This is a genomic window from Pseudomonas sp. MF09150, from assembly GCF_059862355.1.
On record NZ_JCBCUS010000001.1, the window covers coordinates 1,492,241 to 1,506,826 of the forward strand.

The 14,586-nt window shown below is 61.8% G+C and carries 10 protein-coding genes and 4 tRNA genes; 3 read left to right on the forward strand and 11 right to left on the reverse strand.

The window, feature by feature from the left end; translation table 11 throughout:
* Positions 1-34 precede the first annotated feature (34 nt).
* Positions 35-3,313 (forward strand): sensor domain-containing protein, encoded by a 3,279-nt coding sequence (locus tag AC19YX_RS06665; protein ID WP_078471263.1) that lies wholly within the window; start codon positions 35-37, stop codon positions 3,311-3,313.
* Between the two features lie 221 nt (positions 3,314-3,534).
* Here AC19YX_RS06665 and AC19YX_RS06670 read toward each other — a convergent pair whose 3' ends face one another.
* From AC19YX_RS06670 to gltX, 10 genes are all read right to left on the reverse strand, one after another.
* Positions 3,535-3,981 (reverse strand): Hsp20 family protein, encoded by a 447-nt coding sequence (locus AC19YX_RS06670; RefSeq protein ID WP_500605952.1) that lies wholly within the window; start codon positions 3,979-3,981, stop codon positions 3,535-3,537.
* A gap of 116 nt (positions 3,982-4,097) precedes the next feature.
* Positions 4,098-5,057, reverse strand: coding sequence for a tRNA dihydrouridine synthase (locus AC19YX_RS06675; RefSeq protein ID WP_500605953.1), 960 nt, complete (start codon positions 5,055-5,057; stop codon positions 4,098-4,100).
* A 97-nt stretch (positions 5,058-5,154) separates the two neighbouring features.
* Positions 5,155-5,589 carry an acyl-CoA thioesterase gene (locus AC19YX_RS06680; protein WP_020297820.1) on the reverse strand — a complete coding sequence of 145 codons (435 nt, stop codon included), beginning with the start codon at positions 5,587-5,589 and terminating at the stop codon, positions 5,155-5,157.
* 47 nt (positions 5,590-5,636) lie between these two features.
* Positions 5,637-6,470: an alpha/beta fold hydrolase gene (locus tag AC19YX_RS06685; protein WP_078471261.1), complete on the reverse strand. Its 834-nt coding sequence runs from the start codon at positions 6,468-6,470 to the stop codon at positions 5,637-5,639.
* A 31-nt stretch (positions 6,471-6,501) separates the two neighbouring features.
* Complete coding sequence (locus AC19YX_RS06690; RefSeq protein ID WP_078471260.1) at positions 6,502-7,041, reverse strand: TetR/AcrR family transcriptional regulator; 540 nt, start codon at positions 7,039-7,041, stop codon at positions 6,502-6,504.
* Positions 7,042-7,223: 182 nt separating this feature from the next.
* Positions 7,224-7,299, reverse strand: a tRNA-Glu gene (locus AC19YX_RS06695).
* Between the two features lie 87 nt (positions 7,300-7,386).
* Positions 7,387-7,462, reverse strand: a tRNA-Ala gene (locus AC19YX_RS06700).
* 53 nt (positions 7,463-7,515) lie between these two features.
* Positions 7,516-7,591: transfer RNA gene (locus AC19YX_RS06705), tRNA-Glu, on the reverse strand.
* Positions 7,592-7,670: 79 nt separating this feature from the next.
* Positions 7,671-7,746, reverse strand: a tRNA-Ala gene (locus AC19YX_RS06710).
* Between the two features lie 147 nt (positions 7,747-7,893).
* Positions 7,894-9,375 carry a glutamate--tRNA ligase gene (gltX, locus tag AC19YX_RS06715; RefSeq protein WP_500605954.1) on the reverse strand — a complete coding sequence of 494 codons (1,482 nt, stop codon included), beginning with the start codon at positions 9,373-9,375 and terminating at the stop codon, positions 7,894-7,896.
* Positions 9,376-9,605: 230 nt separating this feature from the next.
* Here gltX and AC19YX_RS06720 point away from each other — a divergent pair, with 230 nt between their 5' ends.
* Together AC19YX_RS06720 and AC19YX_RS06725 are read left to right on the forward strand one after the other, a co-directional pair.
* The gene (locus AC19YX_RS06720; protein ID WP_500605955.1) at positions 9,606-10,652 is read left to right on the forward strand and encodes an HlyD family secretion protein; all 1,047 of its coding nucleotides are present in this window, start codon (positions 9,606-9,608) and stop codon (positions 10,650-10,652) included.
* Positions 10,642-12,192 (forward strand): MDR family MFS transporter, encoded by a 1,551-nt coding sequence (locus tag AC19YX_RS06725; protein ID WP_078471257.1) that lies wholly within the window; start codon positions 10,642-10,644, stop codon positions 12,190-12,192. The genes AC19YX_RS06720 and AC19YX_RS06725 overlap by 11 nt, the downstream gene beginning before the upstream one ends.
* Before the next feature lie 66 nt (positions 12,193-12,258).
* On the opposite strand, the gene uvrB is transcribed toward AC19YX_RS06725, so the two are convergent.
* Positions 12,259-14,274, reverse strand: coding sequence for an excinuclease ABC subunit UvrB (gene uvrB, locus AC19YX_RS06730; RefSeq protein WP_078471256.1), 2,016 nt, complete (start codon positions 14,272-14,274; stop codon positions 12,259-12,261).
* Positions 14,275-14,586: the final 312 nt, after the last annotated feature.

Sequence of the window (14,586 nt, forward strand, 5' to 3'; positions counted from 1 at the left end):
CCAAACGCCCTATTCAGCCCAAGGCCCGCAGCCAATGCCCAAACCCGCCGACCGTATGCCCCCCATGCCACGTGTCCATGCGCTTGACCCTCGTGAGTCGGAGCAAAGCTGGGAGAGTGCACCGCAATTGCTGGCCGCACTCAATGGCGCACGCCTGGGCGCCTGGTATTGGGACATCGAAAGCGGGCAAATCAGCTGGTCGCGGGGCACCCAGGCGCTGTTTGGCTTCGACCCCCGCCAGCCACTGCCCAAGGACCTGGAATACCTCGACCTGCTGCCCCCCGAAGATCGCGCCAAGACCGTCCGCGCCTTCCACTCGGTACTGGCCGGCGCGCCGCTGGAACACGCCATGCACCACCGCATCCGCTGGCCCGATGGCAGCCTGCACTGGCTGGAAATCAACGGCAGCGTGCTCCCGGACAAAAACGGCAAGCCCCGAATGATCGGGGTGATTCGCGAGATCACCCACCAGCGTCAACGGGAGCAAGCCCTCAGCAGCTCGGAAAAGCGTTTTGCCACGCTGTTTCATCTATGCCCCAACATGGTGCTGCTGACCCGGCTGGAAGACGGCCTGATCAGCGAGGCCAATCAATACTTCGAAAGCCTGTTCGGCTGGCCGGCGCACACCGTGATTGGTCGCACCACCGTGGAAATCGGCCTATGGGTCAACCCCGAGCAGCGGGTGCAACTGATCAAGGCCGTGTTGAAAAAGGGCCGGGCCGCGAGCCTTGAAGTCCAGCTGTGCGCCAGCAACGGGCAGATTCACGATGGCATTCTCAGCGCACAGAAGGTCGAGCTGGAGGGGCAGGCCTATCTGCTCAGCACGTTCCTCGACACCAGCGAGCGCAAACGCGCCGAACAGGCGCTCAAGGACAGCCAGGAACGCCTGGACCTGGCCCTGGATTCGGCCCAGCTCGGCACCTGGGACTGGCACATTCCCAGCGGCATGCTCTACGGTTCGGCGCGGGCCGCCCAATTGCACGGCCTGGACCCCGCGCCCTTTCACGAGTCATTCGACGCATTTTTCGAAGGCGTGCCCGACGAAGAGCGCGACAGCATGCGCAACGCCTATCGCAGCCTGCGCGAAGGCCCGGCCGGCAATTATCAGCTGACCTACCGGGTGCAACTGGAAGACGGCAGCTCGCGCTACCTCGAAAGCCGCGCCCGCCTCTATCGTGATGACGCGGGCAACCCGCTGCGCATGGCCGGGACCCTGCTCGACATCACCGAACAGGTCGAGCGCGAGCAGCGCCTGGTGACCTCGGAAGAGAAGTTCGCCAGCCTGTTTCAGGTCAGCCCCGACCCGATCTGCGTGACCTTGCTGGCCACCGGGCAATTCATCGAGATCAATTCCAGCTTCACCCAGGCCTTCGGCTGGACCGTCGACGAAGTGATCGGCCGCAGCGCCGAGCAGATAGGCCTCTGGGAAGACTCCGCACAACGCCTGCAACGGGTAGAACAAGTCATCCGCGAACAGGCGTTGAACAACGTTGCAGTGGTGGTGCGGCACAAGAACGGCCAGTCCCTGACCTGCATCATTTCCAGCCGCCAGATCACCGTCGACAAGCAGCCCTGTATCGTCACCACCCTGCGCGACATCACCCAGCAGCAGCGCTCGGAAGCGGCCCTCAAGGCCAGTGAAGAGAAATTCGCCAAGGCGTTCCACTCCAGCCCCGACGCCATCATCATCTGCGAACGCGAGAGCGGGCGGTACCTGGAGGTCAACGACGGCTTCTGCCGCCTGACCGGCTACCGCACGGAGGAGGTCCTCGGCCACACCCTGTATCAAGTCGCGATCTGGGCCGACGGCGGGCAGCTGGCGATGCTGATGGCCGAGTTGCAACTCAAGGGCCGGGTGCACCATCTGGAAATGCTCGGACGCAACAAACGCGGGGAAATCATCACCCTGGAAGTGTCGGTCGAACCCATCACCCTCAATGAAACCGATTGCCTGCTGCTGACGGCACGGGATGTCAGCCTGCTGAAGAATGCCCAGGCGCAGATCCGCCACCTGGCCTACCACGACCCGCTGACCAACCTGCCCAACCGCGCCCTGCTGATGGATCGCCTGAGCCAGCAGATCGCCCTGCTCAAGCGCCACAACCTGCGCGGTGCGCTGCTGTTTCTCGACCTCGACCACTTCAAGCACATCAATGACTCCCTCGGCCACCCGGTGGGCGACACCGTGCTGAAGATCATCACTGCACGCCTTGAGGCCAGCGTGCGCATGGAGGACACCGTGGCGCGCCTGGGCGGCGACGAGTTCGTGGTGCTGCTCAGTGGCCTGGACGGCACCCGCAGCGCCGTCACCGAACAGGTCCGCGAGCTGGCCGATACCTTGCGCGAGCTGCTGTCCGAGCCGATGTTCCTCGACGGCCAGCGCCTGCAAGTCACGCCGAGCATTGGCATTGCGCTGATTCCCGACCACGGCTCGACCCCTACCGACCTGCTCAAGCGCGCCGACATCGCCCTGTACCGAGCCAAGGATTCGGGGCGCAACACCACCCAGATGTTCCACAACACCATGCAAAAGGCGGCCAGCGAGCGGCTGCGCATGGAAACCGACCTGCGCCTGGCCCTGTCACGGGGAGAGTTCAGTGTGCACTTCCAGCCCCAGGTGGATGCCCGCGATAACCGGATTGTCGGCGCCGAAGCCCTGGTGCGCTGGCAGCACCCGGAATTGGGTGCCCAATCGCCCACGGAATTCATCAAGGTCCTGGAAGACAGCGGGCTGATCCTTGAAGTCGGCACCTGGATTCTCGACGAAGCCTGCCTGGCCTTCAGCCAGTTGATCAACGAAGGGCTGATCGACCCGCTGGATTTCAGCCTGTGCGTGAACATCAGCCCCCGGCAGTTTCGCCAGAACGACTTTGTCGAGCGCATCGAATACTGCCTGGCCCACTACCAGTTGCCCGCTTCGCTGCTGAAATTGGAAATCACCGAAGGCATCGTGATCCAGAACCTGGAAGACACCATCAGCAAGATGCGCCGCCTGAAAAAACTCGGCATCAGCTTCGCGATGGATGACTTCGGCACCGGCTACTCCTCCCTGACCTACCTCAAGCGCCTGCCGGTGGACACGCTGAAGATCGACCAATCCTTCGTCCGCGACGCCACCCACGACCCGAACGACGCGGAAATCATCCGCGCCATCGTGGCCATGGCCCGCAGCCTGCAACTCAAGGTGATCGCCGAGGGCGTGGAAACCCCACAGCAACTGGAGTTCCTCCAGGGCCTCGACTGCCATCTGTACCAGGGCTACCTGCACAGTCGGCCGCTGCCGCTCAAGGACCTGCGGCTGATGCTGCGCTAGGCCTTCCAAGCAGCGCCTCAGCCGCCTGTGGTGCCCAGATCGCGCTAGAACCGCCCCACTGACCTTGCACGGCAATCGCCTGCTGGTGCGGACAATCCCCTTCAAACAGAACACCGAAGCCATAAAAAAAGGCCCCGAACAAGTCGGAGCCTTTTTTGCCGAAGGGGCGTGCTGGATCAGCGTTTAAGTGACGGCGACACGCCCCCTCCCAGCTCGCCGCCTCAGTTTTGCAGGGCTGCTTGCTGTACCCCATTGATCGGGATGCGTTTTGGCTTGGCCTCTTCCGGCACGGTGCGCAGCAGGTCGATATTCAACAAACCGCTGCTCAGGCCGGCAGCCTTGACCTCGATGTGGTCGGCCAGGCGGAACGACAACTTGAACGCCCGCTGGGCAATGCCCTGATGCAGGTAGGTGACACTGTCATCGGCATCACGCTTGCCACCGCTTACGGTCAACACGCCTTTTTCAACTTGCAGCTCCAGGTCTTCTTCCTGGAAACCGGCCGCCGCGATCACGATGCGGTACTGGTCGTCCGCGCGCTTCTCGACGTTGTAGGGCGGGTAGCTGCTGCCCGGCTCGTTGCGTAACGCCGACTCGAACAGGTCATTGAAACGGTCGAAGCCAACAGAGGAACGGAACAGTGGAGCCAAAGAAAATGCAGTACTCATGGGTATCTCCTGATTAGTTCAGCGAGTGGTTATCTCCGCGACCCGAATTCGGCATCGCGTACCCAAGAGATAGGGATGGAGGCAGGCATTTCAAGAGGTTTTTCTTGAAAAAATTTTCAGGCGGCGGCGCTGCCCTGGACACCCAGCAGACGCCCGACCTGATCCAGATCGGTTTCCCGGCGCATGGCCGTGAACAGCTCGACCGCCTCCGGATAATTGCGCGTGAGCATCGCCATCCATTGCTTCAGACGCCCCGGCGCCGAGCGCGGGGTCAGTTGCGCCACGGCCTGGGCCCAGAAATCCTGGAGCAGTGGCTGCAACTCGGCCCAGGACATTTCCACCACCTCTTCTCCAGCCCGCGCTGCGGCGATCTGCCGGGCCAGGTCAGGACGCGAGACCAGGCCACGGCCGAGCATGATGTCCTCGACGCCGCTGATTTCGCGGCAACGCCGCCAGTCTTCGACGCTCCAGATATCACCATTGGCGAACACCGGCACCTTGACCACTTCCTGCACCCGCGGGATCCACTCCCAGTGCGCGGGCGGCTTGTAGCCGTCAGCCTTGGTCCGCGCGTGCACCACGATATGCGCCGCACCGCCTTCGGCCAGGGCCGTGGCGCAGACCAGGGCACCGTCCGGGCTGTCGAAACCCAGGCGCATCTTGGCGGTAACCGGGATATGGGCCGGCACGGCACGCCGTACATGCTCGACGATTTCATTGAGCAACTCGGGCTCCTTGAGCAGCACCGCGCCGCCCCGGGACTTGTTCACGGTCTTGGCCGGGCAGCCGAAGTTGAGGTCGATGACCTCGGAACCCAACTCACAGGCCAACGCCGCGTTTTCCGCCAGGCACACCGGATCGGAGCCGAGCAATTGCACACGCAGCGGCACCCCCGCAGCGGTACGGGCACCGTGCAGCAATTCAGGCGCGAGTTTGTGGAAATAGGCCGGGGTCAGCAGGCGATCATTGACCCGGATGAACTCGGTCACGCACCAGTCGATACCGCCGACTCGGGTCAGTACATCGCGCAGGATGTTGTCGACCAACCCCTCCATGGGCGCCAAAGCAATTTGCATGAATCACACTCAACGAAAAACACGGGCAAAAAAACGTGCGGCAGTTTACTGGGTTTCGCACACCAGCAGGTGTTTGGGCTGACAGAACGCTCCGCTCTCAACCCGCCTGCAAGGCCGGCCCGTAGCCTTCGAGAAACTCCGCTGGCATGCGCTTTGGCTTGCCGCTGGAAAGCTCGATGCAGACAAAAGTGGTCTGGGCGCGCAACAAGGTGGTGTTGTCGCTGGGGCGGATCAGCTGGAAGCGGCGGGTCATTTTCAGGCGCTGGTCCCAATCGACGATCCAGGTTGCCAATTGCAGCTCGTCGCCTTCGTAGGCGGCGGCCAGGTAATCGATTTCATGCCGGACCACGGCCATGGCCCGGTCCAGCCGCCGGTACTCGACCAGGTCCAGGCCCAGGCGCTGAGAGTGGCGCCAGGCGCAACGCTCCAGCCAACTGACATACACCGCATTATTGGCGTGGCCCAAGCCGTCGATGTCTTGTGCGTCCACCTGCAGATCAATGATAAATGGCGTTGCCAGATCCCAGCCCATGCCTCACTCCCGGTCAGTTTTTTTGACCGGGGCAGTGTACCGGATGCTCAGGCGGATTGCCGCGCCGGCAGGCGACGACCGGTGACCAGCGACAGCACGCCATCGATCACTCGCGGGTCGGCCAGTACCCGCTGATGGCCACCCTCTTCCAGTCGCAGCAGGCGGCTGTCAAACCAGGCTTGATGGATCAGCTCCGACTCCTGCACCGCAACGAAGTGATCATCCTCGGCGTGCACGATCAGCCCGGGCATGTCCAATTGGTAGTGCGCCACATCGAGGGCGGCGGCGCGCATGCCCACTTTCTGCTCGACTTCATGGATAAACGCCGAGCGCGCCCGTGGCGGAAGGCCCATGTAGCGTGCAAACCCGCGCAGCAGGTCGAGAATACGCGCGGGCGCCGAGATGCTGACCAGGGTCTCGGTACGCAGGCCCAATTGCACCGCGAGCATGGCACTGGCACCGCCCATGGAATGACCGATGACGGCCCGCAGGGGCGGCAACTCCGCCGCGGCCTCGAGCATGGCGCGGGCGAACAGCACGACGTGCGCCTCGTTCCCCGGGGAGCGACCATGGGCCGGGCCGTCCAGCGCCACCACCGTATAGCCTGCAGCCACCAGGGCCTCGATCAAGCTGGCAAATTGCGTCGGCCGCCCTTCCCAACCGTGCATCAGCAACACCGTCGGGCCTTCACCCCAGCGCAACGCCGAAAGCCCGAAACGCAGGGTGATGCGCTCGGCCCGCGCCAGCAACGGCAACTCCCAGGCCCGTGGCGGGCGCTCGCGGGGCGTCATGAACACCTGCCGCATCTTCCTGGCAATCAATTGCGGGGCCACATGCCCCAAGGTGCCATTAACGCTTCGAATCCAGCCCAACCCGCTCATGGTTCATCTCCTCAGGCCAGGACGGCCCGGGTCAGAGCACCGCCGATTTGGCGGCGCGCAGCAATCGATCCGACAACTCACCAGGGCCCAGGGCCCGCGCCATGGCCAGGCCGCCAATCATCAGGGCCATATCCGCCAGAGCCTTGTCCGTGTCTTCAGGGCTGGACGCCAGCTGCGCGACCATCAACTCCACATGCTCATTGAGGGCCTTGCGGAACTCATCAGGCAGGCGACCCAGCTCACCGATCGAAGCCGGGATCGGGCAGGCCTGCTCGGTGGAATCGCGGTGCTTGCGCGACAGGTAAAACGCCGCGACCAGGGCACGCCGTTCCTCACCGGTCAGTTCGCTGTCCATATCGGCAATCAGTCCCCGACGCTGGGCCAGCAACTGGGTGAAGGCTTCGAGCATCAGCGCGTCCTTGCTTTCGAAATGGGCGTAGAAACCGCCCACCGTCAGCCCGGCAGCGCCCATGACTTCGCCCACGCTCGGCTCGGCCGGGCCACGCTGGATCAACGCCGAACTGGCGGCCTGGAGAATGCGTTCTCGGGTTTGAGCTTTTTTATCGTTCATCGTTGCCTCCGAATATTACGAACAGAATATTATTCTCATAATAAATTTTCGCAAGTCGCGATTGTGACCGCTGGTCAGAAGGGATTTTCAGGAAAGAAAAGAGGATTGGCCAAACGCCAGACAAACAAAAGGGCCATTCAATAATTGAATGACCCTTAAAAATCCCGCAGAGCGGGTAAACGTGGCGTCCCCTAGGGGACTCGAACCCCTGTTACCGCCGTGAAAGGGCGGTGTCCTAGGCCACTAGACGAAGGGGACACAAACCCTTCTATACAACTGATCAGTGCTGAGTGCTGAGTGCTGATCGATTCAAGGCCGGTGTGGCCAGACCTTGAACTGTAAAATTGGTGGAGCTAGACGGGATCGAACCGTCGACCTCTTGCATGCCATGCAAGCGCTCTCCCAGCTGAGCTATAGCCCCAGATTTTTCGCCTCGCGGCGGAGTGACATCTTGCAACATCACTTCTGTAAAACTGGCGTCCCCTAGGGGACTCGAACCCCTGTTACCGCCGTGAAAGGGCGGTGTCCTAGGCCACTAGACGAAGGGGACACAAACCTTCTATACAACGTGATCAGGCTGAGTCTGATCGAATTCAAGGACGGTGTGGCCAGACCTTGAACCTGTAAATTGGTGGAGCTAAACGGGATCGAACCGTTGACCTCTTGCATGCCATGCAAGCGCTCTCCCAGCTGAGCTATAGCCCCTCGTCGGTGAGGACGGGGCGAATCTTAATGGCGTATTTGAAACCTGTCAAATTTATTTTCAACAATTTTCAAAATTTTTTGCCGAGATAACAATCACTTACCGAGCAAACCCCGGAAAACCGGGGTTTGGCCGTTACATCAGCCGGGTTAAGCGATAGCGCCCAGCAGCTTTTCCCATTCCTTGTTTTCTTTCTTCGACACACCACCAAGCAAATCAAGGGCTTGGCGCAGACGGAAACGGGTCAGGTCCGGGCCCAGAATTTCCATCGCATCGAGTACCGACACCGAACTCGCCTGGCCGGTGATGGAGGCGAACATCAGTGGCATCGCATCGCGCAGTTTCAATTCCAGGGATTCAACCACGGCCTGGATAGTCGCAGTGATTGCATCCTTCTCCCACTGGCGCAGGCTTTCGAGCTTCCACAGGATCAACTGCATCAACTGGCGAACCTGGTCACCCGAGAGTTTCTTCGACTCAAACAGCTTCACGTCCGGGTTCACGCCACCGGCAAAGAAGAAGCTGGCCAGGGGCGCGACCTGACTGAAGGTCTCCACCCTGCCCTGCACCAGCGGCGCGATCTTCATCATGTATTCGGGGTTCAGCGCCCACTGCTGCACACGGCTGGCGAACTCCTCCACCGGCAGGTCACGCAGCCATTGGCCGTTGAGCCACGACAACTTCTCGATATCGAAGATCGGCCCACCCAGGGAGACACGGGACAGATCGAAATTGTCGACCATTTCCTGCAGTGAGAACTTCTCGCGCTCGTCCGGCATCGACCAGCCCATGCGACCCAGGTAGTTGAGCATCGCCTCCGGCATAAAGCCCATGCGCTCGTAGAAGGTCACCGAGGTCGGATTCTTGCGCTTGGACAGCTTGCTCTTGTCCGGGTTACGCAGCAGCGGCATGTAGCACAGCTGCGGTTGTTCCCAGCCGAAGTACTCGTAGAGCAAGATCAGTTTCGGCGCCGATGGCAGCCACTCTTCGCCACGCAGGACGTGGGTGATGCCCATCAGGTGGTCGTCGACCACGTTGGCCAGGAAGTAGGTCGGCAAGCCGTCGGTCTTCATCAGCACTTGCATGTCCATGCGATCCCACGGGATCTCGACATCGCCGCGCAGCATGTCCGGCACCACGCATACGCCTTCGCTCGGTACTTTCATGCGGATGACATGGGGCTCGCCGGCGGCCAGGCGCTGGGCCACTTCTTCCTTGGACAGCAACAGTGCACGGCCGTCATAGCGCGGGGTTTCGCCCCGGGCCTGTTGTTCGGCGCGCATCTGGTCCAGCTCTTCAGCGGTGCAGAAGCACGGGAAGGCGTGGCCCATGTCCACCAACTGCTGGGTGTACTTTTTGTAGATGTCGCTGCGTTCGCTCTGGCGGTACGGGCCGTGGGGGCCGCCAACGTCCGGACCTTCGGCCCAGGTGATGCCCAGCCAGCGCAAGGCATCGAAAATCTGCTGCTCGGACTCGCGAGTCGAACGCAACTGGTCGGTGTCTTCGATACGCAGGATGAACTCACCGCCATGCTGCTTGGCAAAGCAATAGTTGAACAAAGCGATGTAAGCGGTGCCGACGTGGGGATCCCCAGTGGGCGATGGCGCGATGCGCGTGCGGACGGTGGTCATGGCATGTCTCGGAAAGGATATAAAAGCGGAGATCAAACAGGGGGCGAATGGTAACAGGCGATGCCGACCCGGCTCCAGTCAGGAGGGCATTTAAGCCAAGGTTGCGCCTACAAACCACTGTAGCCCCGTTGCAACGGCGATTATCTTGCTGTGGCATTTACCCCTAGGTGGCTATATGCCAAATTCGCCCACGGATATATCTCCTTACACTTTTTGAATCCAGCCTGCCCATGCCTGCCCAACTCAAGCGTCGCCTGTTTGTTTTCCTGTTTCTGGTCGTGATCATCGTCCTCGGCTTTTTCGCCCATTGGTGGTTCAAGGGGCGCTTTTATGAGAGCACCGATAACGCCTACGTCCAGGGCGAGATCACCCGCGTCTCCAGCCAATTGGGGGCACGTATCGAGCAGGTGCTGGTGCAGGACAACCAGCACGTGGAAAAAGGCCAATTACTGGTCCGCCTCGAAGGCGATGACTTCCACCTCGCCGTCGACCGCGCCAATGCCGCGCTGGCCACTCGCGAAGCCGAGCGCCTGCAAGCCATGAGCAAACTGACCCAGCAAGCCAGCCTGATCGCCGCCGGTGAAGCCCAGGTAGAGTCGAGCCAGGCCAGCCTGGGCCGCTCGCAAATCGACCTGTCCCGCGCACAGACCTTGCGCAAGCCCGGGTACGTCTCGGAAGAGCGGGTCACCACCCTCTCCGCCGACAGCCATATTGCCCGTTCGCAAGTGGCCAAGGCCCAGGCCGACCTGCAAGGCCAGCGCCAGCAGGTCAATGCGCTGAACGCCGAGATCAAGCGCCTCGACGCGCAGATCGCCAACTCCCGCACCGACCTGGCCCAGGCCGAACTGAACCTGACCCGCAGCGAAATCCACGCCCCGATCAGCGGCCTGATCGGCCAGCGCGCCGCCCGCAACGGCCAGTTCGTCCAGGCCGGCGCCTACCTGCTGTCGATCGTCCCGGACCAGGACATCTGGATTCAGGCCAACTTCAAGGAAACCCAGATCGGCCATATGCAGCCTGGGCAGAAAGCCGAGCTGATTTTCGACGCCTACAGCGACACACCGATCGAGGGCCGGGTCGAGAGCCTGTTCGCCGCCTCCGGCGCGCAGTTCAGCCTGCTGCCACCGGACAACGCCACCGGCAACTTCACCAAGGTGGTGCAACGCATTCCGGTGAAGCTGACCTTCGCTGCCGACAACCCGCTGCACGGCAAGATCCGCCCGGGCATGTCGGTCACCGTCAATGTGAATATCAAAGACCCTGTCGATGGCCGGTGACCAACTGCTGCGCCCGGTCGGCGAACCGACCCGGCGCGACTGGATTGCCGTCATGAGCGTGATGCTCGGCGCCTTTATGGCGGTGCTCGACATCCAGATCACCAACTCTTCGCTCAAGGACATCCAGGGCGCGCTGTCCGCCACCCTGGAGGAAGGCTCGTGGATTTCCACTTCCTACCTGGTGGCGGAGATCATCATGATCCCCCTCACCGCCTGGCTGGTGCAGCTGTTGTCGGCACGCCGGCTGGCGGTCTGGGTCTCGGTGGGGTTCCTCCTGGCGTCGCTGCTGTGCTCCATGGCCTGGAGCCTGGAGAGCATGATCGTGTTCCGCGCCCTGCAGGGTTTTACCGGTGGCGCGCTGATCCCGCTGGCGTTCACCCTGACCCTGATCAAGCTCCCCGAACATCACCGCGCCAAAGGCATGGCGATGTTCGCCATGACTGCCACCTTCGCCCCCTCCATCGGCCCCACCATCGGCGGCTGGCTCACGGAAAACTGGGGCTGGGAGTACATCTTCTATATCAACATCCCGCCGGGCCTGATCATGATCGCCGGCCTGCTGTATGGCCTGGAGAAGAAAGCCGCGCACTGGGAACTGCTGAAAAGCACCGACTACACCGGCATTTTCACCCTGGGGGTGGGGCTGGGATGCCTGCAGGTGTTTCTCGAGGAAGGCCACCGCAAGGACTGGCTCGAATCGAACCTGATCGTAGCCCTGGGCAGCATCGCCCTGCTCAGTCTGATCACCTTTGTCATCGTCCAGGTGTCCAAGCCCAACCCGCTGATCAACCTCGGCATCCTGCGCAACCGCAATTTCGGCCTGGCGAGCATTTCCAGCCTGGGAATGGGGGTCGGCCTCTATGGCTCGATTTACCTGCTGCCGCTGTACCTGGCGCAGATTCAGAATTACAACGCCCTGCAGATCGGCCAGGTGATCATGTGGATGGGCATTCCCCAGCTGTTCCTGATTCCGCTGGTGCCCAAGCTGATGAAGTACATTTCGCCGAAATGGCTATGCACCCTGGGCTTCGGTCTGTTCGGCCTGGCGAGTTTCTCCTCCGGAGTGCTGAACCCGGACTTCGCCGGGCCGCAGTTCAACCAGATCCAGATCATCCGCGCCCTGGGCCAGCCGCTGATCATGGTCACCATCTCGCTGATTGCCACCGCCTACATACAGCCGCAGGACGCAGGGTCGGCGTCGAGCCTGTTCAATATCCTGCGCAACCTGGGCGGCGCGATCGGGATTGCCCTGCTGGCCACCCTGCTGGATGCACGAACCAAGACCTACTTCGACTACCTGCGCGAAGCCATTGTCCCGAGCAACCCGCAAGTGGCCGAGCGCCTGGCGAGCCTGGCCGAGAAGTTCGGCAGCGACAACGCAGCGCTGGGCAAACTCAGCGAAATCACCCACCAGCAGGCGCAGATCATGGCCTACAACGACGCCTTTCATTTTGTCGGGATTGCCCTGGGCATCAGCATGCTCGCGGTGTTGCTGACCAAGGCCTTGCCGGCGGGCGTGAAGGCGGGGGAAGCGCACTAGACAGGACTGCGCTGCAGCCTGGCGCGAGCACGCTCCTTTGCCACGGGAGCCCTGCCCCACAACCAATCAAACGGCGAGCAGGCGCTCACGCAGCTTGCCGATTTCGTCGCGCATCTGCGCGGCGGCCTCGAACTCCAGGTCGCGGGCCAACTGGTACATCTTCTCTTCCAGCTGGCGGATGCGCTTGGTGATCTCGCTCGGCGAACGCAGTTCGTTTTCGTACTTGGCGTTTTCCTCGGCCGCCTTGGCCATGCCCTTGCGCTTCTTGCTGCGCGAACCTGGCACGGTGGCGCCTTCCATGATGTCGGCGACATCCTTGAACACGCCCTTGGGGGTAATGCCATTGGCCAGGTTGAAGGCGATCTGCTTTTCCCGGCGACGATCGGTTTCGCCAATCGCCCGCTCCATGGAACCGGTGATCCGGTCGGCATAGAGAATCGCCCGGCCATTGAGGTTGCGCGCGGCGCGGCCGATGGTCTGGATCAGCGAGCGCTCGGAGCGCAGAAAACCCTCCTTGTCCGCATCCAGAATCGCCACCAGCGACACCTCTGGCATGTCCAGGCCCTCACGCAGCAGGTTGATCCCCACCAGCACATCAAAGGTGCCCAGGCGCAGATCACGGATGATCTCGACCCGCTCCACGGTGTCGATATCCGAGTGCAGGTAACGCACTCTGACGCCGTGGTCGGCCAGGTAGTCGGTCAAATCCTCGGACATACGCTTGGTCAGGGTGGTAACCAGCACGCGTTCCTCCAGGGCCACGCGTTTGGTGATCTCCGACAGCAGGTCGTCGACCTGGGTCAGGGCCGGGCGGATTTCAATCTGCGGGTCCACCAGACCGGTGGGCCGTACCAACTGCTCGATCACGCGGCCGGCATGTTCGGCCTCATAGTTGCCCGGGGTGGCCGAGACAAAGATGGTTTGCGGGCTGACACTTTCCCACTCGTCAAAGCGCATTGGCCGGTTGTCCAGTGCCGACGGCAGGCGGAAGCCGTACTCCACAAGGGTTTCCTTGCGCGAACGGTCGCCCTTATACATCGCGCCGACCTGGGGCACGCTGACGTGGGACTCATCGATGACCAGCAAGGCATCGGCCGGCAGGTAGTCATACAAGGTCGGCGGCGCGGCACCCGAGGGGCGGCCCGAGAGGTAGCGCGAATAGTTTTCGATGCCGTTGCAGTAACCCAGCTCGAGGATCATCTCCAGGTCGAAACGGGTACGCTGCTCCAGACGCTGGGCTTCCACCAGCTTGTTGTTGGAACGCAGGTACTCCAGGCGCTCCTGCAACTCGACCTTGATCCCCTCGATGGCGTCGAGCAGGGTTTCCCGCGGCGTCACGTAGTGGCTCTTGGGGTAGAAGGTGAAGCGCGGCAGTTTGCGAATGACCTCACCGGTCAGCGGGTCAAAGGCCGACAAGCTCTCGACCTCGTCATCGAACAGTTCGATGCGGATCGCTTCCAGATCGGATTCCGCCGGGTAGATGTCGATCACATCGCCGCGCACACGAAAGGTCGCACGGGCGAAGTCCATGTCATTGCGGGTGTATTGCAGGTCGGCCAGGCGGCGCAGCAGGGCGCGCTGGTCGAGTTTGTCGCCGCGGTCCACGTGCAGGACCATTTTCAGGTAGGTTTCCGGACTCCCCAGGCCGTAGATACAGGACACGGTGGTGACGATGATCGCGTCCTTGCGCTCCAGCAGCGCCTTGGTCGCGGACAGGCGCATCTGCTCGATGTGGTCGTTGATCGAGGCGTCTTTCTCGATAAAGGTGTCGGACGACGGTACATAGGCTTCGGGCTGGTAGTAGTCGTAATAGGAAACGAAGTACTCCACCGCGTTATTCGGGAAGAACGCCTTGAACTCGCCATACAGCTGCGCGGCCAGGGTCTTGTTCGGCGCCAGCACCAGGGTTGGGCGGTTGATCTGGGCAATCACGTTGGCAATGCTGAAGGTCTTGCCCGAGCCGGTCACACCCAGCAGCGTCTGGTGCGCCAGCCCGGCCTCGATGCCCTCGACCATCAAGCGAATGGCTTCCGGCTGATCGCCGGCGGGCTCGAAGCGGGTGACTAGCTGGAAGTCGGACATAACATACCTCTGGATTCACTCCTGGGCCGGGGGGTGGCCAGGCAGGAATGAGAAAGACCGCGAACGACGACTGTCGCCGGGGAAACGGGGATTGTCCTAGATGTGGTGGCAAATACCACCGCTTTCAAGGCAAAGGTCCTACACCCCTTAACGCCTTTGACGTTGCAATAAGACTAACGGTCGAAAAATAAACCGAAAAACTTGCGGCAAAAGCTCAATCGCCTGTCGCCGCCCGCAGTGATGGCCTCTATACTAGCTCCCCGTTTGTGCACCGCTCTAGTGCATTCGGCTGGAGCGCGACACGTCCCTCCA